Below are 22,768 nucleotides of genomic sequence, written 5' to 3' on the forward strand. Positions count from 1 at the left end.
ATGAACCGAGCCATCTATCTCAATGCCGCAGCGGTGCTGAATGTGGCAGGCAGTGAATGCGCTGACTTGCTCGGCACACCCTGTGCGGCGCAACCGCTGGCATTTGACGCACAGCGTCAGGCGTTTGCATTACCGGTGCCGCGACTGGCCAGTGACCTGTTTGATCGCAAGATCCAGCGCAGCGTCGAACCGCAGGGCTTGCGCCTGTTGCATTGCGCCGCACGGCTGGCGCCAGCGCTGTCGGCGCTGCAATTGCCCGCGTCACGCATTGCCCTGACAGCGGCCATTCCTGAAGTCGACGCGCCGAGTCCTTGCTGGGATGCGGTGCAGGCGATCATCGAACAGCCGCAAAAACAACTGGCGCAGTTATTGGCCAACACACCGCCCCTGCATGCGCTGACCCTGCTCAACAGCAGCGTCATGGCCTATGTGGCTGAAGCATTGAATTGCCATGGGCCAATGGGTGGATTTTGTTCTCAGGACAACGCCGGGCTGGATGCGCTGATCGAAGCTTGCCAGCAGATTGGCGAGCGACATGCCGACGCCGCGTTGGTGGTCAGCAGCAGCCCGAACCTGACCCCGGCCCTGTATCTGCGCGAGCCCGATCAGGCGAACGAAGCGATTTTCGGTGAGGGCGCCGCCGCGCTGTTGCTGGCGTCGACACCGCCGCCGGGTGCGGCACACGCCGTGCGCATCGCCGGGTTTGCCCGTGGTTACAGCACCGATCCGCAACGGTCTGTGGCGGTGGGTCGGCGCGTGATCGACCAAGTCCTGAGTGTCGAGAAACTGCGGGTCGGCGACGTCGAGCATATCGTCGGCAATTGCGCTGACGGGCAAGTGATGAAGCTGCTCGAAGCCTTCCCGCGCGAGATTCGCAGCACCCGCGCCATGACCGGTGAACTGGGCGCCAGCGGTTTGCTGACAGAAGTCGCACTGACACTGCACCTGAGCTGTGAAGTCGCGGCGACGCCGGGCTACACGTTGCTTGTCAGCCACACTCGCGCCGGTCACTGGGGCGCATTGCTGTTGGCCAGTGAAACCATGGAGAAGCACGCATGAGTGCGACACGGATTGTGATCACCGGCATGGGCGCCGTCACCGGTTTCGGTTTCGAATGGCAGACCCTCTGGGAAAAAATGCTCGGCGCCGAACATTGCGTGCGGCCATGGCAGCCGGACGACGTGCAAGAGGCGTCGTTCGCGGTGCGTTATGCAGCGCCTGTCGACATGCGCCTGTTGCCGGAAAAACTGCACAGCCATCCGGCCTGGACGATGCCGCTGGAAAAGCGCAGCCGCTTTGGCTGGGTCGCCGCCACGCAAGCCGTCAACGACAGCGGCTTGCAGCCTGAACAGTTGCTGGGCGCAGCGGTGCTGTGTGCCTCGGGCGCACCGCAGCACATGCTCGCCGACATGCTGCTGACCGAAGCCCCGAATGGCGGCACCCCGAGCTGGTCATACCTGATGTCGCGGGCCGGGCAAGTGAATGCCGATGGCTCGCTACGCCAGAGCAACGACCGTCTGGCGCGGGTAATCGCCGACGACCTGGGCTGTGAAGGGCCGGTGATCAACATCAGCAGTGCCTGTGCCGGTGCTTCGCAAGCCATTGGCAATGCCTTTCAGATGATTCGTCGCGGAGAAGTCAGCGTTGCGCTGGCGGGTGGCGCCGACTCGGTGCTCAACCTCGACACCATGGCGGCGTTGTATCTGTTGGGTGCCGCTTCGGGCGAGCAACGCTGGGGCGCGGATCTGTGTCGCCCGTTCGATCGTGATCGCAGCGGTCTGATTGCCGGCGAGGGCGGTGGTTTCGTCGTGCTGGAAAGCCTCGAACATGCCTTGGCCCGTGGCGCCACGCCGTATGCCGAGGTGTTGGGTTTCGGCAGCAGTCTGGACGCCTACAAAGTCACCGCACCGCAACCCGAAGGACGCGGTGCGGCACTGGCGATGCAGGCCGCGCTCGACGACGCCGGGCTACGCCCGCAGCAGATCGATCTGATCAACGCCCACGGCACTTCGACACCGCTCAACGACGTTGCCGAAACCCTGGCGATCAAAAGTGTGTTCGCCGAGCACAAGCATTATCAAGCCTTGGCGGTCAGCGCCAACAAATCACAGTTCGGTCACCTGATCGCAGCCGCTGGCGCCCCTGAATGCATCGTCACCGCGTTGGCCTGCCTCAACGATCTGGTCACGCCAACGGTGAACCTGCATGACGCCGACGAACAGTGCGATCTGGATTACTGCGCCGGTCAGGCGGTCAGCCGCCGAGTGGATTACGCGCTGAGTAATTCCTTCGGTTTCGGTGGCCTCAATACCTCGCTGGCCCTTGGCAAATATCGGGAGCACGGACAATGACTGTTGCCACTGTACCTGTCGCGATCGCCGGCAGCGGCTGTGTGTTGCCCACCGGCTGGGGCGTTGAGGGTTTCTGGTCGGCGGCCCGCGAAGGGCGTAGCGCGATCTCGCCCCTGAACTCGTCGTTGTTCCACAGCGAGCGGGTCACTGCATTCGGACACATCGCTGATCGAGATCATCAACGTAGCCGTCAGGACGTTGCGCAAAACCTCCAGCGTTACTGTCCGCCGGCGGTGATCTGGGGTGTCAGTGCGGTGCGCCAGGCGTTGGCAGAAGCCGGGCTTGAACCGGGCCGCGACAGCGTGCGTTTTGGTCTCTATTGCTGCCAGGGCGGTTACACCCATCCGTCGCTCGCGTCTTACGGCGAACTGCTGCACGAGTGTCAGACCGAGACTGGTGCCGACATGCAGCGTCTGGCCAAACGCGTGTTGCAGGAGCGCGCACTCGATCCGTTCCTGGTGCTCAAGAGCCTGAGCAACGGTTTGCTCGGCGTCGTCAGTCTGGCCTTGAAGCTTGAGTGCGAATGCAACGCCTACATGCAAGGCGTGGCCGGCAATTTGGCGGCGCTGCGCGAGGCCTGCGCGGCGTTGCAAAGCGGTCGGATCGACGCAGCCATTGTGGTGGGCGCCGGCAGTGAACTGGATCCGCTGGCGCTTGCCGCACTGGCCGAGGCGGGGGTGATCAGCACCGACGGTTCGCCAAGCCTGCGTGCCTTTGATCGCCAAGGCAGTGGCGGCATTGCCGGCGAAGGTGCGGCGGCGCTGGTACTGCGCCGCGCCGATGATCTGCCGGCGGGCCCGAAAACCTGCCTGACAGCACTGTTCGCCCACCCTCGTCTGGATTCGCTGAACCTGCCGGATAAACAAGTGGATCTGCTGGTCAGCAGCGCCACTGGCGATCCGCACAAGGATGCCGATCTGGCTCGCACCCTGGCACGAACCGGCGCCGCACACATCACCAGCAGCACAGCACTGACCGGCATTCTCAGCGGTGCGCCGAGCCTGGTTGATCTGATTCTCGCCAGGCAGGCGTTGCAGGCGCAAAGCATCCCGCCGGTCAGTGGTCTGGAACAACCTGTGGCTGCGCACCTGCCGTTCGTGATCGGCGGGCCGCGCGATGCCGTGCTCCACGATTGCCTGGTGATCAACCGCGACGACAACGGTTTCAGCACCGGTTACCAACTCGAATTTCACGCGGCCGACTGACCGTCGGCATGCAACGAAACGCAGCTGATTTTTTACTCAAGGGATAGAACTGTCATGGATTACCGCGATTACGTACGGCCGAAATTCGTTGAATTGATGCAGGCCCTGGGCCTCGAATGCCAGTTCCACAGAGCGCTGGGTAGCAAACTGTTTTACCGCGACCGCCAGGGCGATGAAGTGACCGTCACCGACTTCCTCGGCGGTTACGGCGCTGCGCTGTATGGCCACAACGATCCGCAATTTGTCGAGCAACTCGTCGACCTGTTGCGCGCCGATGTGCCGTTTAACGCGCAGATGTCGGTGCGCGGTGCGGCGGGGCAGTTGGGGCGTGAACTCAGTGAAGCGTTCAACCGTGAACTGAACAACAGCGAACGCTACATTTCGACCTTCTCCAACAGTGGCGCCGAGTCGGTGGAAATCGCCGTCAAGCACGCCGAATACCGTCGTCAGAAAAACCTGCAGAAGCAATTCGACGAGCGCGATTTCGCCCTCGCCAATCTGGTCGCCAGCGACAAGGCTTACGTCGAACTGGACATCGACGATCTCGATTTGCCAGCCGGTCTGCTGCCGCAGAATCTGTCCTGCGTCACCGTGCGCCAAGTGGCCGAAGCGGTGCGTCAGCACAACCTGGCGCAGTTGCATGTCGAGCCGGTATTCCTCGCTGTGCGCGGCAGCTTCCACGGCAAACTGGTGAACACCGTTCAACTGACGTACGGCAAGCAGTACCGCAAGCCGTTCGCCCGTTTCGGCCTCAACGTCGAGTTCATCGACCCACAACAGCCACAGCAATTGCAGGAGCTGCCGGCCCGTCATATTCGTCACTGGCTGAGCCTGGAATGGAGCGGCGAAACCCTGCAGGTGCGCCGCGAAGCATTCAGTGCGATCACGGCGGTATTGCTCGAACCGATTCAGGGCGAGGGCGGGATCAACGAGTTCGCCAATGAGTTTTATCTGGGCCTGCGGCGTCTGTGCAACGAACAGCAATGCCCGCTGATCATCGACGAAGTGCAATCGGGCTTCGGCCGCACCGGCACTTTGCTGGGTGCCAGCCATTTCAACTTGCAGGGCGATTACTACTGCCTGTCGAAAGCGCTGGGCGGTGGCTTGATGAAAATCGCCGCGACGGTAATCCGCGCCAGCCACTACGAAAACGATTTCAGCTACATCCACAGTTCGACCTTTGCCGAAGATGATGCGTCCTGCCATATCGCCCTGTCGGCCTTGCGCCGTCTGTTCGAAAACGACAGCGCGATGCTCAAGGACGTGAACAAAAAGGGCGAGTACCTCAAGGCTTCGCTGCTGGAACTCAAAGCGGCCTATCCGGACGTCATCGCCGACGTGCGTGGGCGCGGCTTGCTGCTGGGCTTCGAACTGCACGACCTGACCGGCACCAGTTCGCTGGTTCAGGCATCGGCGCAGTACAACGATGCGCTGGGCTACATCATCGCCGGCTACCTGCTGCAATTCGAATCCCTGCGCGTGGCGCCGTCGGGCAGCAACGCCAATGTGATCCGACTGGAACCGCCGGTGTGCATCACCTTCGAAGAGATCGATGGACTGATCGCGTCCTTGCAGAAAGTCTGCGACATGCTGCGCCGCCGCGACGCCTTCCCGCTGGCCGCCGGAGTGTGCGCCGACAGCATCGCTGACGTGCCGGCGCGCGAGGTCAGCTTCAAGGAGAGCGAAACCCGCCCAAAGTCTGACGAGAACGTGCGTGTGGTGGCTCGCGTGGCGTTCATCAACCATCTGATTGATTCGGACATGCTCAGCGACGTCGATCCTTCATTGTCGACCCTGAGCGCTGAACAGAAACGCGAGTTCATCAAACGCATGGCCCCCGAGCGCCGTGCCGCGCCCATCGGCCCGGTGCAGATTCGCTCGAAACTCGGCACTGCCGTGGAGTTCACCCTGTACCCGCTGTGCATGGATTCCGATGCCATGGCGGCGTATATCGCCAGCGGCGATCTGCAGACCATCCGCGAAGAAGTCGGCAATCGCATCAAGGATGCCCGCGCCGATGGCTACACCGTCGCTGGGCTGGGCATGTACACCTCGATCGTCACCAACAACTGCCAGGCCTTGCAGATTCCTGACATGGCGCTGACCTCCGGTAACGCGCTGACCATCGGCATGGGCCTGGAAGCTATCGAGCAGGGCTGCAAGCAGCAAGGCCTTGAGCTGGGCGAGCAGACTGCCGCAGTGGTCGGTGCCGCCGGCAACATCGCCTCGACCTACGCCTCGCTGCTGTCGACCAGTGTCGAGCACCTGATCCTCATCGGCAGCGGCCGCGACGGTTCCCTGCGTCGTCTGGAAAAAACCGCGCAACAGATTTATGCCGAAGCCGCCCGCGCGATTCTCAAGGGCGTCGCCGAGCACGACCGTCTTGCCCGTCGCTTGCAGCAAATCGACGGTATTGATGCGCTGTTGCAGGCCCATGGCAGCAGTGCCGATCTAGGCGTGCGCGTGGCGAAACTGGTCGAAGAACGCTTGGGCGCGAACGCCTTCATCACCGTCAGCAACGATCTTGATGTGCTGAAACAGGCACGCATCGTGCTCTGCGCGGCGAACGCACCGCAGCCGTTTCTTTTTGCCGAGCACTTCGCCGAAAACAGTGTGATCTGCGACATCGCCGTTCCGCTGAACGTTGACCAGAACCTCGCCAGCCAACGCAGCGACGTGCTCTACATGCACGGCGGCATCGTGCAGACGCCGCTGGGTGATGGCCTGGTGAAAAACGTTCGCGCCTATCTCAAGCAAGGTCAGTTGTACGCGTGCATGGCCGAGTCGGTGCTGATGGGCCTGTCCGGGATGAAACAGCACTACTCCTACGGCGACATCAGCCGCGAGCAAGTGCAGCAGATTCGTGCACTGGCGGCGACTCACGGCTTCAGCCTCGCCCAGTTCAAAACCGACAACTCGCTCTAAGGAACGGTCATGCCGAATAAAGTAGCAGTGGTGACCGGTGGCAGTCGTGGCATCGGTCGGGCGATTGTCCAGACCCTGGCCGGGGCGGGTTATCAGATCGCGTTCAGTTACGTGCGCGATGAAGTCGCGGCAATGGCCTTGCGCGATGAGGTTCAGGCGTCGGGGATCGATTGCCTGGCGTTGCAGTGCGATGTCAGCAGCGGCGACAGCATCAAGGTGTTTTTTGAGCGGGTCGATCAGCATTTTCAGCGTATCGATCTGTTGGTCAATAACGCCGGCATCACCCGCGATGGTTTGCTGGCGACGATGTCAGCGCGCGACCTGGTCGAGGTGATCCAGACCAACCTGATTGGCACGATGCTTTGCTGTCAGCAGGTGGTGCCGGGCATGTTGCGCCAGCGCAGCGGTTGCATCGTCAACATCAGTTCGGTGGCGGCGCAGAAGCCCGGCAAAGGCCAAAGCAACTATGCCGCTGCCAAGGGCGGGGTCGAATCCTTGACCCGTGCCTTGGCGGTGGAGCTGGCGCCGCGCAACATTCGCGTCAACGCGGTCGCCCCGGGCATCGTCAAGACCGAGATGAGTACGGCGCTGATCGGCAGTCAGGAAGAAGAAATCCAGTCGCGCCTGCTGATCAAACGCTACGCCGAACCGGAGGAAATTGCCGAAGCGGTGCTGTACCTCGCCGATCGCGGTTTGTACCTGACCGGGGAGGTCCTGTCGGTCAACGGCGGGTTGAAAATGCCATGAGCCGAACCATTCTGATCACCGGTGCGGCCAAAGGCATCGGCCGCGCGGTCGCCGAGAACTTTGCCGCCGACGCCGACAATCGCCTGATCCTGCTGGATCTCGATCTGGCCGAACTGCAGCGCTGGGTCGACGAGCAGCAGGAGCAGATCAAGGCGCGGGTCGAAACCCATGCGGCGAACATTGCCGACCTGCCGGCCATGCAAGCGTTCTTTAAAACCCTCGGTTCGCAAGTCGATTACGTTGATGTGCTGGTCAACAGTGCCGGCATCTGCAACGAGAACGAGCCGGAGGATCTGCACAACTGGCACAAGGTGATTTCGGTCAATCTCAACGGTACGTTCTATGTGACCTCGTTGTGTCTGGCACTGATGCCCGACCGTGGGCGGATCATCAATATGTCGTCGATCCTCGGCCGTGCCGGCAAGGTGCGCAACACCGCGTACTGCGCGTCCAAGCACGGCATCGTCGGCATGACCAAGGCGCTGGCGCTGGATCTCGCTTCGCGGCAGATCACCGTCAATGCGATTCTGCCGGCGTGGATCGATACGCCGATGTTGCAGGGTGAACTGGCGACGCAAGCGGCGATTGCCGGTTTGACCCAGGAACAGATCGTGCGCAACGCGAAGAAGAAACTGCCGATGCGCCGTTTCATCCAGAGCGAAGAAGTGGCGGCGATGGTGCGTTACCTGGCCAGCCCCGAGGCTGGCGGGGTGACCGCGCAGAGTCTGGTGATTGATGGCGGTGTCGGGTTGGGAATGTAGCGATGCCTCGATTTCACAACAGTCACGTCGTGGGTGCGGTGTGGGCGTGCATGGCTGCGCCCACCGCGATGGCCGAATTTACCGTCGCTGATCTGAAGCCCGATTACGCCGACGGTGAAGTCGGCGTGGCCACGGCTTTGCGCCTGCACGGTGACGATCAGGTCACGCAGAAAGCCGTGTACTTCAAGGCCAACCTGGAAGACAACTGGGAGGGCGGTTACTACAAGGCCAAGGGCCGCGTGCGTTACGACGCGCGTTATGACGGCAACAATCCGTACAGCGAACGGGCGCGGGACAAGTACCGTTTCGACGCCGATTGGCGGCACCTCTACGTCGGCCATTCGCTGGGTGACGGTGAAGTGACAGTGGGCTGGCAGCAAGTGGTCTGGGGCCGCGCGGATGAATTGCGCGTGCTCGATCAGATCAACCCGCTGGACTATCGCGATGGCCTGACGCCGCTGCTCGAAGACAGTCGCATCGCCGTGCCCATGGTGCGTTTTGCACAACCGGTGGGCGAGTGGGAACTGGAGGCGCTGTGGATCACTGACTTCGTGAAAAACCGGGCGCCGGTTGAGGGCAGTGAGTTTGCCGCGCCACTGTTTGCTACGCCGGACCCGCAGTATTTCCTGGTCGATTCCAAACCCGGCTATGACGGCGACAAGGGCTATTCCTATGGCCTGAGCGCCAACGGCCGGATCGGCGCGGTGGACACCAGTTTTGTTGCCTTGAGCGCCCGTCAGCAAGACCCGGTGTACGCCGTCGAAGGCCTCGCCGATGACGGTCGCACGCGGCTGGAACGGCAGTTTCCCCGTTACACCATGGGCGGTGCCGGGCTGGCGATCGACGCCGGGCACAGCATCGTGGTGCGCAGCGAGGTCGCGTATTTCGACAACTGGCGAGTGACCAATCCGACGCGCGCCTACGGTGCCGACAGCACGCCGATGGTCAAGTCGCTGCTGGGCGTCGACTACCTGTTGCGCGACTGGCTGATCTCCGCGCAATGGCAGGAGCAGGTGTTGCTCGACTGGCAGGACGGCATGTTGCAGGACAAGCGCGAACCGCTGTTCACCCTGTCGGCCGAAGGCACCCATTGGCAGGATCGTCTCAAGAGTCGTCTGGTGGTCGCTGGCTCACCGCCGTTTCAGGACGACGCCTTGCTGCAAGGCATCTTCACCTACAAGCCGGTCGACTACATCAAGCTCGGCCTGGAAGTCGACGTGTTCTTCGGCAAGCCCGAGAAGACTTTCGGCGAGTACAGCAAGCGCGATCAAGTGCGGCTGTCGGCCGGTTATCTGTTCTGACCCATCACGCCTGCCGCTCTCGCGCAGGTGCACTCATCCAACGAAAAGGAAGTTGTTATGTTGCCGTTTTTGAAAAGTCTGACCACCGCCGCACTGATCCTCGGTAGCGCCTGCGCCAGTGCCGCCGAGGCTGGCAATGCCGATGAGATCATCCGTCAGGTACGCGATCGCAATGACGGGAACAGCTTCATGTCCCAGGTTTCGCTGATCCTGCATGACAAGAAAGGCAATACCCGGGTTCGCGAGTTCACCTACCTGCAAAAGGATTACCCGGACAGCGACAAGTTCAGCATGTACTTTTCCGCGCCGACTGACGTGCGTGACGTGGCCTTCCACATCGAAAACCCGCACGAAACCCTCGGCCTGGAAGACAGCCAGTGGATGTACCTGCCGGTCAGTCGCCAGACCCGCCGCATCTCCACCACCGACAAGCGCGGCTCGTTCATGGGCAGTGAGTACTCGTATGCCGATCTGGACAAGATCCGCGTCAAAGACTACTCGCAGAAACTCGTCGGCGAAGAACAGATCAAGGGCCGCGACTGCTACGTGATCGAGCGCGAACCAGCCTCCCCCGAGGTGCTGGCCAAGACCGGTTACAACAAGCTGAAGGTGTGGATCGACAAGCAGAATTTCCTGGTCATGCGTCAGGATTTCTTCGACGTCAAAGGTGTGCTGATCAAGCAGATGCGCACGCAGAAAGTCGCGACCATCGATTCGATCGACAGCATCGTGCTCAGTGAAACCGAGCATTTTATCGACGGCACGCGTTCGGAAATGCGCTTCAACCAGTTGCAGTACAACGTTTCTCTGGAAGACCGCCTGTTCACCCAGACCGCCATCAAGCGCGGGCTGAAAACCGGTGACCTGCCGGACTTTGCCGTGTCTGCCCGCTAAGCGCCGACCCCGACGACCTGGAACCGCATGATCATGGAAAGATATCTGAATTTCGTCGAGCGCTATGCGCGGGCGATTGTTTTCCTGCTGGTGGCGATTACGGCGTATTTCACTTATACGCTGGGCGCGCTGGTGTCCGACACCAACCCTTATCTGCTCAAGGAAAGCCACCCGGCGCGCAAGACCATCATCGATTTGCAGGGTGAATTCACCGGCACGTTCGACTCGGTCATGGTGGCGCTGAACAACCCGCAAACGGTATTCAACAAATCGACGCTCAACGCGCTGTTTTCGATGTCGCAATCAGTGCGCAAGATGATTCTGGCCAACGATGCCGACAAGGATCAGCTGGCGCAAATCGTCGCCCGCCATCCAGACGACAGCCGTGCGCAGTTGTTGACCCGGGACATTCTCGACGGCGGTTTTTCGCAGAACGATTACGCCAACGCCAAGGCTTTGCGTGATCATGCCCAGAGTCAGAACTGGGACTCCCATGATCAGCTGTTCCTGTCCTTTCTCGCCGAGCGGATCAACCCGATCCGCGAAATGGCCTCGATGGGCGACCTGGAAAACATCGTCTTGACCGACGACGGCGAACTGTTGATCCACAAAACCCTGAATGCCTATGACATGGATCCGGCGCTGGTCGAGTCGCAGATCATGGGCAACGAGTTGATGGTCGACGGGGTGGTGTCCAAGGACAAGAAAGTCGCGATGCTGGTGGCTGAGCTCGGCACCAAGCAGGACGACGCTCAGGCGCAACTGCGGGCTTATCAGATCGTGCGCGGCATCGTCGCGCAATATCAGGCCGAACACCCGGAGTACAAGGACGAAATCTTCATTGCCGGCATGCCGATCTTCATCGCCGCGCAACAGGAGATCATCGATCACGACCTGGCCGTGCTGTTTCCGATCGTGTTTCTGCTGATTACCTTGCTGCTGATTTTCTTCTTCCGCAAACCGCTGGGCGTGCTGCTGCCGCTGTTCAACATTCTGTTCTGCACCATCTGGACCTTGGGCCTGATGGCGCTGTTGCGGGTGCCGTTCGACCTGTTGACCAGTGTGCTGCCGGTGTTCCTGTTCACCATTTGCTGCTCGGATGCGATCCACGTGATGGCTGAGTATTACGAGCAGAAAAACGCCGGCAAGAGCAATCGCGAGGCCAACCGCGAAACCCAGCGCTTGATGGTGGTGCCGGTGGTGTTGACGACCGTGACGACCATCGCCACGTTCATGATTTCCACCACCAACAACATTGTCAGCATCCGTAATTTCGGCGTGTTCATGTCGATCGGTCTGACCGCGGCGCTGATCATTTCGCTGTTGCTGATTCCGGCGTGGATTTCCATCTGGGGCAAGGATCAGCCGCAGCAAGCCAAGGCTGTGGTGCACCAGGAATCGATCATCTCGCGCTATCTGGTGGCGTTCTGTGCCTGGATGATCCGCTTTCGCAAACCGATCCTGATGGTCATGCTGCCGCTGCTGGCGCTGGCCACCGTGTTCACCTTCCGCGTCGATATCGAAGACTCCGGCATTGCTTACTTCAAGCCGGAAAGCCACATTCGCGTGTCCGATCAGTTCATCAACCACGCCAAAGTAGCGGGCACGGCGCCGGGCTGGATCGCCATCGACAGCAAGGAGCCGCGCGGCGTGCTGACCACCGAAGTGGTGCAGTTCATCGACAAGCTCGACCACTTCATCAAACAGCAACCGAACGTCAGTTACGGCTACTCACTGGCCACGTACGTCAAGCGTATGAACCTGGTGCTCAACGACATGAACCCGGAGTATCTGCGGGTGCCGAATGCCGTGGAGAAGGTCACTTCGGTCAATGACGACGGGCAGGTCGAGCGTTTTGAAGTGCCGGGCAATTCGCTGATCGAGCAGCACGTGATGCTGTTCGAAAACGGTGGCGGTTCCGACCTGAACAACGTGCTCAACGCCGATTTCTCCAAGGCCTTGACCCTGTACACCATGACCTCGTCGGTCGCCAGCGACTATCAGGGCATGCTCGACCGCCTCGATGCCTGGCTGCTGGTGAACAAACCGGCCAACCTGGAAGTGACCCACGCCGGCACGCCGTTGATCTGGACCGGGGTGTTGCAGGAAATCACTCAGGGCCAGGTGCTGAGTTTTTCCCTGGCCTTGCTGGTCGTCACGCTGATGATGATGTACTGGCTCAAATCGGTGCGCCTCGGGGTGCTCGGCATGCTGACCTTGCTGACCACCTCGGTGACGGTCTACGGCTTCATGTTCCTGTTCGGCATCGAGCTGAACATCGGCACGACGCTGGTGACGTTCCTGGTGGTCGGTGTGGTCGATTACGCAGTGCACCTGCTGTCGCGCATCAAGTTGCTGGTGCAGCAGGGCATTGAGATCGACGCGGCTATTTTGCAGGCGATGCACAGCGTCGGTCGTTCGACGGTGATCAACGTGGTGATCTTCTCTGTCGGCTTCATGGCGCTGCTGTTTTCCGACTTCAAGCCGATTGTCGATCTCGGTGCACTGGTGGCGATGGCGCTGTTTTCCAGCGGGGTCATGACCATTGTCCTGGTGACGCTGGTGTCACCGTGGTTCTTTGCGGCGATTGCGCCGGTGCATGCGCCGGTTCCAGCACTGCATACAGAGGGAGAGACGGTGCCGGGCTGATTCGCCAACGACCGGGCGCGCCTGCCCTGAGGCGGCAGGCGAGCTTGGTCATGCGGCGCAGCAGGGTTTTCAGTTCAGAGTAGTGCCCGGGTTTTTTTCGCCATAACGGGCGATGCGTTCGAACTGACATTCCTGGCGGGCGTCGTTGAGGTTGTGTTCAAACGCCTCGAGGCCATCATGCAATTGCTGCAAATCGCCGATCTGGGTCACCAGTTCGGCTTTTTTTTCGGCGATGGCTCGTTGCGCCATGTCCCACGGGAATTCGTCGCCGCGGTAGTTGTTGAGGATCACCTGCAGCTCTTTGAGCTTGAAGCCCAGTTGCTGGGCGCACTTGATGAACGTCAACACCTCGACACTTTGCTGGCTGTAGATGCGGTATTTGCCTTCACGCTTGGGCTCGGGCAACAGGCCGATTTCTTCGTAATGGCGAATGCTTTTGACAGTGGTGCCCGACAGCTGGGCGGCTTTGCCGATATACATAAAGGTCCGTCTCGATGGTCAAACATAGCGTAGCGCGATCGGGCGTCATGCCGGATCGGCGGCGATTATATGTCCAATACCATCTGAAAATTGCAACTGCGCGTAAATGACGTGCACAGGCGACGGACGGGCTCGTGAAGGGAACCCGAAGAGGCACTGACGGCGGCAGGTGCGCCGTCAGTTGAGGCGGCTGGAAAACCTTAGACGGCGGCGGTCACGCGCGCCTTTTCCAGCCAGGCATCGCGCTGGTTTGGCTTGGAGCCAAGGATCGGCCCGAAGGTCAGCGTCTTCAGTGGCTTGATGCCGCAGAATTCCAGCGTGGTCTTGCGCATCTGATTCAGCCCCGGCATGCCATAGATCCATTTGTAGTACCAGTACGGCGTGTCCATGGTCACCAGCAAATGCGCGGTGCGGCCCTTGAGCAGCTTGTCGGGGAAGGCTTTGCCTTCGCGGTATTTGAAAGCGAAACCCGGCAGGAAAATCCGGTCGACGAAGCCTTTCAACAGTGCCGGAATCCCGCCCCACCAGATCGGATAGACGAATGTCAGGTGCTCGGCCCAGGTGATATCGGCCTGCGCTTGCAGCAGGTCCGGCTCCAGTGGCTGCACCTTGTTGTAGCCTTCGTGCAGGACCGGGTCGAACTCCAGTGCATCCAGACGCAACAGCCGCACCTCATGCCCGGCGTCCTTGGCGGCCTGAACGTAAGTCTCACTCAATGCCCCGCAAAAGCTGTCGGTGGAGGGGTGACCCAGAATCACGAGCATTCGTTTGCTCATTGTGTGTACTCCTGAAATGAAGCGCACAGGATAGAGTCTGCCCCTAGCGGTAGAGTCAAGGCACCAGCGCATCAAACAAGGCCCGGGCGTAACCGGGCAGGTGGTCGAAGTCGCGTGCGCACAGTTGCAAGGTGCGATGCGCCCAGACTTCGTCCAGCGGCCGGCACGTTACCGAGTGCACTGCCGCCCAGCGCTCGATGGCCACCTTGGGCACGATGGCCAGCCCCGCACCTCGCGCCACCATGCGCATGACGCCCTCGAAGCCATCGGCGCGGATCCGGATCGACATGCGCTGGCCGATGTGCAGCGCTTGTTCCTCCAGGTGAATCGCCAGCGCGCTGTGGCTGCCAAGCGCGACATAGTCGTGCGCCAGGGTTTCACCAAACGTCAGTGACGGCCGACTCGCCAGAGCATGGTCAGGGGGCAGGATCAGTACCAATGGATCGTCGCGAAAGGGCCGGGTTTGCAGGCCATGGGTGTCGACCGCATCGGAGACAATCCCGAGGTCCGCCGCGCCTTGGCGCAAGGCGTGGGTGATGCGCGCGCTGGGCAGTTCCTGCAAGTCGATGTCGAGATTGGGATGATCGCGCAGGAAGTCCGCGAGTACTTCCGGCAGGTATTCGGTGATCGCGGTCGTGTTGCACAGCAAGCGCACCTGACCTTTGACGCCTTGGGCATAGTCGGCCAGATCCTGCTGCAGGCGTTCGGCTTGTTGCAGAAGGATGCGCGCATGCTGGGCGAGGGCTTTGCCGGCCGGTGTCGGCGTGACGCCACGGCGCCCGCGCTCGAGAAAATCGACGCCAAGCGAGGCTTCCATGGCGCGGATTCTGGCGCTGGCAGCGGCCAGGGATAAATGGCTGCGGGCGGCGCCGGCGGTGATGTTGCCGGTGTCGAGGATGTGCAGGTAGAGGCGCAGGTCGGTGAGGTCGAATTGCATGATTGGCAGCCTCTGGTTTTTGTGGTGTCTGGGCTGGCCCTTTCGCGAGCAGGCTCGCTCCCACAGGGGATTTGGTACGACACCCATCCAATGTGGGAGCGAGCCTGCTCGCGAATGGGCCAGAAGCCTCAATGGAAAAATCAGCCTCTTGCTAAAAGAGAGGCAGCCTCAGTATATGGCAGATTTTCAGCCAACTCCGACTGGCGCACAGTAGCGCCATGAACACGCTCACAGATTTCTACCAGCACCTCGGCCTGGCCCTGTCCCTGCTGGTCATCATGACCTTCATCCTCGCCGGTCTGATCAAAGGCGTCATCGGCCTCGGCCTGCCCACCGTCGCCATGGGCTTGCTCGGTCTGGCTATGGCGCCGTCGCAGGCAGCCGCGTTGCTGATCATCCCGGCAACCCTGACCAATGTCTGGCAACTCGCCTTTGGTGGTCACCTCAAAGGACTGATCAAGCGCCTGTGGCCAATGCTGCTGATGATCTTCCTCGGCACCGCTATCGGCACGTTGTCGATCGGCATGACGGGCGGGCATTGGGTGGTGCGCGGGTTGGGCGCGGCGCTGTTGCTTTATGCGTTGAGCGGTTTGTTTCTGCCAACGCTGAGCGTCAATCCACGCCATGAAGGTTGGCTGGGGCCGGCGTGCGGTTTGATCACCGGTGTCATCACCTCGGCCACCGGCGTGTTTGTGATTCCGGCGGTGCCGTACCTGCAAGCGCTGGGCTTGAATCGCGATCAACTGGTGCAGGCGCTGGGCCTGTCTTTCACCGTTTCGACGTTGGCGCTGGCCGCTGGATTGCTCTGGCGTGGCGCCCTCGGTGGCGGCGAACTGAGTGCTTCGCTGCTGGCGCTGATCCCGGCCATTCTCGGTATGTTGCTGGGCCAATGGCTGCGCGAACGGATCAGCGCCGTGTTGTTCAAACGGGTGTTCTTTGTCGGTATGGGCGCGCTCGGCGCGCACTTGTTGATCAGCGGTTAGCCGAGGCTTCGCTGAGCATTTCGATCTGGCGGATATCGAAATCGCGCTCCAGATAGTCCATGCGCTGTTCAAAGAAAGCCTTCATGTGCGGCAAATTCGAATGCACGTCCAGGTGCGCCTGGGAGGCCCAGATCTCGTAGAAGATAAACAGCGTCGGATCTTCCTTATCACGCAGCATGTGGTACTCGATGCAACCTGGCTCGGCGCGGCTCGGTTCGACGTAGGCGCGAAACAGCGCTTCGAAAGCCTCGGACTGTTCCGGTCGGGTCTTGGCGTGCAGGATAAAACCCAAGCGTTCACTCATCACAACGACTCCTCACATTCAGAATGCTGCGGATGTTATTGCAACAATCGGCGATGGATTCGTGCTTTTTGATCAAATGTATTTTGCGCAATCGGGCCTTATTCCGCGCGAGGCGGATCGTTAATCTGCCGCCATTCCAGTTTCCCTTCTCCATCCAGCCCAATGGCTGCGCCGAGGCTTTCTCATGAAAAAAGTGCTGTTGCTCAATGGCGGTAAAAAATTCGCTCACTCCGACGGTCGCTACAACACCACCCTGCACGAAGCGGCGTTAAGCGTGCTCGATCGCGGCGGTGTCGACGTCAAGACCACCTTCATCGACGAGGGCTATGACGTCGCTGAAGAAGTGGCCAAATTTCTCTGGGCCGACGTGATCATTTATCAGATGCCCGGCTGGTGTATGGGCGCGCCGTGGACGGTGAAAAAGTACCTCGACGAAGTCTTCACCGAAGGCCACGGCAGCCTCTACGCCAGCGATGGCCGCACTCGTTCCGATGCTTCGCAGAAGTACGGCAGCGGTGGCCTGATTCAGGGTAAGCAATACATGCTGTCGCTGACCTGGAACGCACCGCAGCAGGCCTTCGATGACCCGACTGATTTCTTTGAGGCCAAAGGTGTTGATGCGGTGTACTTCCCGTTTCACAAGGCCAACGAGTTTCTCGGTATGACCGGGTTGCCGACGTTCCTCTGTGTCGACGTGATGAAACGGCCGAACATCGAGGCAGATGTGGCGCGTTATGAGCAGCATTTGACCGAGGTGTTTGGCCTCAAGGCTTGAGTGTTTCAAGCTACTATCGGTGGTAACAGCAAAAGATCGCAGCCTTCGGCAGCTCCTACAGGAACCCATTTCCATGTAGGAGCTGCCGAAGGCTGCGATCTTGGCGATCTCAAAGAGGACACCCGTGAAAGCCAGATCCGATGAGTTGCAGATTTTCGTCTGCGTGATCGAGTGCGGTTCGATCTCCGCCGCCGCCGAGCAGGTCGGGCAAACGCCTTCGGCGGTTAGCCGCACGTTGTCGAAGCTGGAAGCCAAGCTCGACACCACGCTGATCAACCGCACCACGCGGCGCATGGACCTGACCGAGGAGGGCAAGTATTTCTTCGAGCAAGCCAAGCTTATTCTCGATCAGATGGAGCAACTCGAAGAACGCCTGTCTTCGCGCCAGCAAACACCGTCCGGTCGCTTGCGAATCAACGCCGCATCACCGTTCATGCTCCATGCGGTGGTCCCGTACATCGACGAATTCCGTCGGCTCTATCCGGACATCCAGCTCGAACTCAACAGCAATGACCTGATCATTGACCTGCTGGAACAAAGCACCGACGTCGCCATCCGTATCGGCACCCTCGCTGACTCGACGCTGCACGCGCGCTCGCTCGGCTGCAGCCCGCTGCTGATCGTCGCCAGCCCCGCCTACCTGGAAAAACATGGCGCCCCGCAGCAAGTGGCCGATCTGAGCGAACACACCTTGCTCGGCTTCACCCAGAATGAAGGTCTCAACCAATGGCCGCTGCGCTATGTGCACGGCGACCGCTGGCCGATCACCCCGGCCATCAGCGCCTCCAGCGGCGAGACCGTGCGCCATCTGGCGCTGGAAGGGCAGGGCATCGCTTGCCTGTCGCACTTCATGACCATTGACGACATTCGTGCCGGGCGCCTGAAGGTCCTGCTCGGCGAATTCAACAGCGGTTATCGCCAGCCGATCAACGCCGTGTACTACCGTAACTCGCAACTGGCGCTGCGCATTCAGTGCTTCCTCGACTTTATCCAGAGCAAACTCGCTGCTTACGCCAGCGCCGATTTCAAGGGCTGATTCGTGACCTCTGCGCAAGAGTGAATTGGGCGAGGGCGGGTTTTTCCCTCCGACCCACAGGTCGATACTCGTCCCATCACTTACTCACGCAGGGAATTACTCCATGAACGTATTCGTCACCGGCGCTGCCGGTTTTATCGGCGGCTCGATCGCTACCGGTCTGGTCAAGGCCGGGCACAAAGTCACAGGCCTGGTGCGCAGCGCCGAACAGGCTGAAGAGCTGAAAGCCATCGGGATTACCCCGGTCATCGGCACTCTCGACGACAAGGCACTGCTCGCCGAACAGGCTCGCGCTGCCGACGCAGTGATCAACGCCGCCAGCAGTGACCATCGCGGTGCAGTCGAAGCCTTGCTCGACGCGTTGCGCGGCTCCAACAAAGTATTCCTGCACACCAGCGGTTCGAGCATCGTCGGTGATGCCTCGGGCGGTAAATCCAGCGATGTCATCTACTACGAGGACAATCTGCCGGAGCCGACCGTCGACAAGGCCGCCCGCGTGGCCATCGACAACCTGATCCTCGCGGCGGCGAAGGACGGCGTGAATTCCGCCGTTATCTGCAACACGCTGATCTACGGCCACAGCCTGGGCGTCAATCGCGACAGCGTGCAATTGCCACGACTGCTCAAGCAAGCACGCAAAAGCGGCGTGGTGCGCCACGTCGGTACCGGCCAGAACATCTGGTCCAACGTGCACATCGAAGACGTCGTCGCCCTCTACCTGCTGGCGCTGACCAAGAACGTACCGGGTACTTTCTACTTCGTCGAAAGCGGTGAAGCGTCGTTCATCGACATGACAACCGCCATGGCCGAAGCCCTCAATCTGGGCCAACCACAAGACTGGCCACTGAAAGACGCCGAAGCGGAATGGGGCTACGAAATGGCCAACTACGGCCTCGGCTCCAACAGCCGAGTGCGCGGCAAACACGCCCGCGAACTGCTGGGCTGGGTGCCGAAGCGCACGTCGGTGGTTGAATGGATTCGTAACGAAATGGTGTGATTGCCGTCTGGGCCGCGCTGGGCTTTGTGATCACCCTTTAGAACGGCTGCCATCGGGCAGCCGTTTTCGTTTCGGGCTTTGCGCTTGTGTCACGCCAGACCTATGGTGCTCTGAACATTGCCAGTTCAGCAGGTACAAGGATGATTGACCGTTATGACGCAGAAGGGGCGCAAAGCAGCTTTCAGCCCGGCTCGAATGAGCAAGTGCTGAGCAATAAACTGGGAATTATCGAACCCGAAGACATGGATGATGCAGAGCTGTTTTTGTTGGAAAAACTCTACCAATCTGTGCTCATCGAGCATTTGCCTGATCGATCAATCACTGTTCAGGATCTGAAGGATTGGCATCGACACTGGCTCGGGAACATCTATCCATGGGCGGGCGATGTCCGTGCGGTAAATTTGGGCAAGGATGGATTTTTCTTCGCTGCTGCGCCGCAGATTCCTCGATTGCTCGATGGATTTGAAAAGGACTGCCTGTCCAAATACACGCCATGTGGTCCCGATTTGGATGAGAACCTGATTCGCGCCATCGCTGTAACGCACGTCGAGTTCATCCTGATTCATCCCTTTCGTGAAGGTAACGGACGCTTGTCGCGATTACTGGCGGATGTCATGGCCGTACAGGCGGGCTACGTGCCGCTGGACTACAGCAGTTGGGAGCGAAACAAAGAGGCTTATTTTGCAGCCATCAACCAAGGGCTGAACTGCAACTACGAACCCATGGAGTATTGGGTCCGGCAGGCATTATGGACTTGAGGCGGGGCTACTTGGCCAAGGACAAGTGCAGGAACTTACTGGACCTGAGTTTGAGTTTGCGCTCAATGGTCTCCACGCTTTGACCCGTCTCGATGGCTGTCGAGCTGGCGATTGCGCGGATCAACGTTTCGGTTGTCAGTTTTTTTTTGGTGCGAGGCGTGGGGCTCATGGCAGGGACTCCGCGGAGGTTGTCAGGCGAGTATAGCGTTTGGCTGGATTTGAAAAATATAAGGTATGGCTGGACACCGAACCGGTGGGAGCTGGCTTGCCAGCGATAGCGGTCGGCCAGTCAGCATCTAAATTGAATGTGCAGCCATCATCGCTGGCAAGCCAGCTCCCACAGTTTTTGCACATTCTGTCTGACAGTGCGCGATCAAAACTGTGGGAGCGAGCCTGCTCGCGAAAGCGGTTTTTCAGTCGATAGAGATGTTGAATGTGAAGCCGCCTTCGCGAGCAGGCTCGCTCCCACATTGGTTTCTCGTTCACCGAAAAGCCATGTAAATCCCGCCCTACGATTTTCATTAATCACGACAAGACATATCCATTAGCGACACGTCTTGCCTCTCCACGAAAATTACTTTCATGCGGTTTGAAATCTCGATCTCGAAATGATTTATGAGTTTCACAACCCATTCGAACGTGACCCTTTCGAGGAGTACCGCATGACGCCTTCCTTCGGCTATTGGCTGCTGGTGTATGCCGCCGTTGCCATCATCGCGCTGATCGTGTTGATCGCCCGTTACCGGCTCAACCCGTTCATCGTCATCACCCTGATTTCCATTGGTCTTGCGCTGGTCGCGGGGATGCCGCCGTCGGGTGTGGTGGGGGCGTATGAGGCCGGGGTGGGCAAGACGCTGGGGCATATTGCGCTGGTGGTCGCGCTGGGGACGATGCTCGGCAAGATGATGGCCGAGTCCGGTGGTGCCGAGCAGATGGCGCGCACGCTGATCGATAAATTCGGCGAGAAGAACGCGCACTGGGCGATGGTCTGCATCGCCTTTCTGGTCGGGCTGCCGCTGTTCTTCGAGGTCGGTTTTGTGTTGCTGGTGCCGATTGCATTCACTGTGGCGCGGCGCGTTGGCGTGTCGATTCTGATGGTCGGTTTGCCGATGGTTGCCGGCCTCTCAGTGGTGCATGCGCTGGTGCCGCCACACCCGGCGGCGATGCTCGCGGTGCAGGCGTATCAGGCGTCGGTCGGGCAGACCTTGCTGTATGCGATCGCCATCGGCATTCCCACCGCGATCATTGCCGGGCCGCTGTACGCCAAATTCATCGTGCCGCGCATTCAGCTGCCGGCGGATAACCCGCTGGAAAAACAATTCCTCGACCGCGAACCGCGCGACAAACTACCGGGTTTCGGCATCACCATGGCGACCATTCTGTTGCCGGTGGTGTTGATGCTGATCGGTGGCTGGGCCAACCTGATTTCCACGCCGGGCAGCGGCTTCAACCAGTTCCTGTTGTTCATCGGCAACTCGGTGATTGCCTTGCTGCTGGCGACCTTGTTGAGTTTCTGGACACTGGGTATTGCTCAGGGTTTCAACCGCGAATCGATCCTCAAATTCACCAACGAATGCCTGGCGCCGACCGCCAGTATCACCCTGCTGGTGGGCGCTGGCGGTGGCTTGAACCGGATTCTGGTCGACGCTGGCGTCACCGATCAGATCGTCGGCCTCGCTCATGAATTTCACCTGTCGCCGCTGATCATGGGCTGGCTCTTCGCTGCGTTGATGCGCATCGCCACGGGTTCGGCGACCGTGGCCATGACCACCGCGTCCGGCGTGGTCGCGCCAGTGGCCATTGGTCTGGGTTATCCACACCCTGAACTGTTGGTGCTGGCGACCGGTGCTGGCTCGGTTATCTTTTCCCACGTCAACGACGGCGGCTTCTGGTTGATCAAGGAATACTTCAACATGACGGTCGCGCAGACGTTCAAGACCTGGACCGTGCTCGAGACGCTGATCTCGATAGTCGCGTTCGGCCTGACCGTCGGCCTTTCTTACCTGCTGTAACCGGAGCCCGCCGCCCATGGACATCCTCTACCAGATCCGCGCCCGTCAGGATTCCTTCAGCGCCGGTGAAGGCCGCATCGCCCGGCTGATGCTCGATGACGTTGGTTTCGCCGCCAGCGCCAGCCTCGAAGACCTCGCGCAACGCGCCGAAGTCAGCACCGCTACGCTGTCGCGTTTTGCCCGCACGGTCGGCTGTCGCGACCTGCGTGATCTGCGCCTGCAACTGGCTCAGGCCAGCGGCGTCGGCAGCCGTTTTCTCGACCCAGCGGGCACGCCTGAACAGTCGGCGTTCTATGGGCAGATTGTCGGCGACATCGAAACCACGCTGCGCCAGCATCTGGCCGGATTCGACGAGTCACGCTTTGCCGATGCGGTGAAGATGCTCGGCCAGGCACGAATGATTCACGCCTTCGGCCTGGGCGGTTGCTCGACCCTGTGTAGCGACGAATTGCAGGTTCGGCTGGTGCGCCTCGGCTACCCGATTGCCGTGTGCCATGACGCGGTGATGATGCGCGTCACCGCCGCCAGCCTGAACGCCGAGCAAGTGCTCATCGTTTGTTCGCTGACCGGCATCACTCCGGAGCTGCTCGAGACGGTCGAACTGGCGCGCAACTACGGCGCACGCATTCTAGCGATCACCCGCGCCGATTCGCCGCTGGCGCAACTGGCCGACATCGTCCTGCCGCTGCAAGGCGCAGAAACCTCGTTCATCTACAAACCGACGGCGGCGCGCTACGGCATGTTGCTCGCCATCGACGTGCTGGCGACCGAGCTGGCGCTGGCCAATCCTGAAGACAATCAAGAACGTCTGCGGCGGATCAAACTCGCCCTCGATGAATACCGTGGCGGCGACGATCACCTGCCGCTGGGAGACTGA

The 22,768-nt window shown here is 60.3% G+C and carries 20 protein-coding genes; 16 read left to right on the forward strand and 4 right to left on the reverse strand.

The window, feature by feature from the left end:
• Genes HU718_RS04565 through HU718_RS04605 form a run of 9 tightly spaced genes read left to right on the forward strand, consistent with a single transcriptional unit; the run spans position 1 to position 12,833 of the window.
• Positions 1-1,059 carry a beta-ketoacyl-[acyl-carrier-protein] synthase family protein gene (locus HU718_RS04565; RefSeq protein WP_186615875.1) on the forward strand — a complete coding sequence of 353 codons (1,059 nt, stop codon included), beginning with the start codon at positions 1-3 and terminating at the stop codon, positions 1,057-1,059.
• Positions 1,056-2,351 (forward strand): beta-ketoacyl-[acyl-carrier-protein] synthase family protein, encoded by a 1,296-nt coding sequence (locus HU718_RS04570; RefSeq protein WP_186615876.1) that lies wholly within the window; start codon positions 1,056-1,058, stop codon positions 2,349-2,351. The genes HU718_RS04565 and HU718_RS04570 overlap by 4 nt, the downstream gene beginning before the upstream one ends.
• A complete protein-coding gene (locus tag HU718_RS04575; RefSeq protein ID WP_186615877.1) occupies positions 2,348-3,556 on the forward strand; it encodes a beta-ketoacyl synthase N-terminal-like domain-containing protein in 1,209 nt (402 codons plus the stop codon). The genes HU718_RS04570 and HU718_RS04575 overlap by 4 nt, the downstream gene beginning before the upstream one ends.
• Before the next feature lie 54 nt (positions 3,557-3,610).
• Positions 3,611-6,481, forward strand: a complete 2,871-nt coding sequence (locus tag HU718_RS04580; RefSeq protein ID WP_186615878.1) for an aminotransferase class III-fold pyridoxal phosphate-dependent enzyme — start codon at positions 3,611-3,613, stop codon at positions 6,479-6,481.
• A gap of 9 nt (positions 6,482-6,490) precedes the next feature.
• Positions 6,491-7,228, forward strand: coding sequence for a 3-oxoacyl-ACP reductase family protein (locus HU718_RS04585; RefSeq protein ID WP_186615879.1), 738 nt, complete (start codon positions 6,491-6,493; stop codon positions 7,226-7,228).
• A complete protein-coding gene (locus HU718_RS04590; protein WP_186615880.1) occupies positions 7,225-7,989 on the forward strand; it encodes an SDR family NAD(P)-dependent oxidoreductase in 765 nt (254 codons plus the stop codon). Before HU718_RS04585 ends, HU718_RS04590 begins: the two co-directional genes overlap by 4 nt.
• Before the next feature lie 2 nt (positions 7,990-7,991).
• Positions 7,992-9,290: a DUF1302 family protein gene (locus HU718_RS04595; RefSeq protein WP_186615881.1), complete on the forward strand. Its 1,299-nt coding sequence runs from the start codon at positions 7,992-7,994 to the stop codon at positions 9,288-9,290.
• A gap of 57 nt (positions 9,291-9,347) precedes the next feature.
• Positions 9,348-10,184, forward strand: coding sequence for an outer membrane lipoprotein-sorting protein (locus HU718_RS04600; RefSeq protein ID WP_093442334.1), 837 nt, complete (start codon positions 9,348-9,350; stop codon positions 10,182-10,184).
• Between the two features lie 33 nt (positions 10,185-10,217).
• The gene (locus tag HU718_RS04605; RefSeq protein ID WP_186615882.1) at positions 10,218-12,833 is read left to right on the forward strand and encodes an efflux RND transporter permease subunit; all 2,616 of its coding nucleotides are present in this window, start codon (positions 10,218-10,220) and stop codon (positions 12,831-12,833) included.
• A 69-nt stretch (positions 12,834-12,902) separates the two neighbouring features.
• Here HU718_RS04605 and HU718_RS04610 read toward each other — a convergent pair whose 3' ends face one another.
• From HU718_RS04610 to HU718_RS04620, 3 genes are all read right to left on the reverse strand, one after another.
• Positions 12,903-13,313, reverse strand: a complete 411-nt coding sequence (locus tag HU718_RS04610; protein WP_095119576.1) for a MerR family transcriptional regulator — start codon at positions 13,311-13,313, stop codon at positions 12,903-12,905.
• A 200-nt stretch (positions 13,314-13,513) separates the two neighbouring features.
• Positions 13,514-14,089: an NAD(P)H-dependent oxidoreductase gene (locus HU718_RS04615; protein WP_034154374.1), complete on the reverse strand. Its 576-nt coding sequence runs from the start codon at positions 14,087-14,089 to the stop codon at positions 13,514-13,516.
• A 55-nt stretch (positions 14,090-14,144) separates the two neighbouring features.
• The gene (locus HU718_RS04620; RefSeq protein ID WP_186615883.1) at positions 14,145-15,026 is read right to left on the reverse strand and encodes a LysR substrate-binding domain-containing protein; all 882 of its coding nucleotides are present in this window, start codon (positions 15,024-15,026) and stop codon (positions 14,145-14,147) included.
• Between the two features lie 218 nt (positions 15,027-15,244).
• Between HU718_RS04620 and HU718_RS04625 the strand changes: the two genes are divergently transcribed.
• Entirely contained in the window at positions 15,245-16,009 is a 765-nt protein-coding gene (locus HU718_RS04625) for a sulfite exporter TauE/SafE family protein (RefSeq protein WP_186615884.1), read from the forward strand.
• Here the strand turns inward: HU718_RS04625 and HU718_RS04630 are convergent.
• Positions 15,999-16,313 carry a putative quinol monooxygenase gene (locus tag HU718_RS04630; protein ID WP_093442320.1) on the reverse strand — a complete coding sequence of 105 codons (315 nt, stop codon included), beginning with the start codon at positions 16,311-16,313 and terminating at the stop codon, positions 15,999-16,001. The two genes, HU718_RS04625 and HU718_RS04630, sit on opposite strands and share 11 nt — an antisense overlap.
• Positions 16,314-16,497: 184 nt before the next feature.
• Between HU718_RS04630 and mdaB the strand changes: the two genes are divergently transcribed.
• The 6 genes from mdaB (at position 16,498) to HU718_RS04660 (ending at position 22,768) form a co-directional block, all read left to right on the forward strand.
• Positions 16,498-17,088, forward strand: coding sequence for an NADPH:quinone oxidoreductase MdaB (gene mdaB / locus HU718_RS04635; RefSeq protein WP_186615885.1), 591 nt, complete (start codon positions 16,498-16,500; stop codon positions 17,086-17,088).
• Between the two features lie 124 nt (positions 17,089-17,212).
• Complete coding sequence (locus HU718_RS04640; RefSeq protein WP_016984263.1) at positions 17,213-18,124, forward strand: LysR family transcriptional regulator; 912 nt, start codon at positions 17,213-17,215, stop codon at positions 18,122-18,124.
• Between the two features lie 103 nt (positions 18,125-18,227).
• Positions 18,228-19,121 (forward strand): NAD-dependent epimerase/dehydratase family protein, encoded by an 894-nt coding sequence (locus HU718_RS04645; RefSeq protein WP_186615886.1) that lies wholly within the window; start codon positions 18,228-18,230, stop codon positions 19,119-19,121.
• Positions 19,122-19,261: 140 nt separating this feature from the next.
• The gene (locus HU718_RS04650) at positions 19,262-19,879 is read left to right on the forward strand and encodes a Fic/DOC family protein (RefSeq protein WP_186615887.1); all 618 of its coding nucleotides are present in this window, start codon (positions 19,262-19,264) and stop codon (positions 19,877-19,879) included.
• A 662-nt stretch (positions 19,880-20,541) separates the two neighbouring features.
• Positions 20,542-21,891: a GntP family permease gene (locus HU718_RS04655; protein ID WP_150705846.1), complete on the forward strand. Its 1,350-nt coding sequence runs from the start codon at positions 20,542-20,544 to the stop codon at positions 21,889-21,891.
• A 16-nt stretch (positions 21,892-21,907) separates the two neighbouring features.
• On the forward strand, positions 21,908-22,768 hold the full coding sequence (locus HU718_RS04660; protein ID WP_186615888.1) for a MurR/RpiR family transcriptional regulator: 861 nt from the start codon (positions 21,908-21,910) through the stop codon (positions 22,766-22,768).

This window comes from Pseudomonas tensinigenes, from assembly GCF_014268445.2.
Classification (GTDB): domain Bacteria; phylum Pseudomonadota; class Gammaproteobacteria; order Pseudomonadales; family Pseudomonadaceae; genus Aquipseudomonas; species Aquipseudomonas tensinigenes.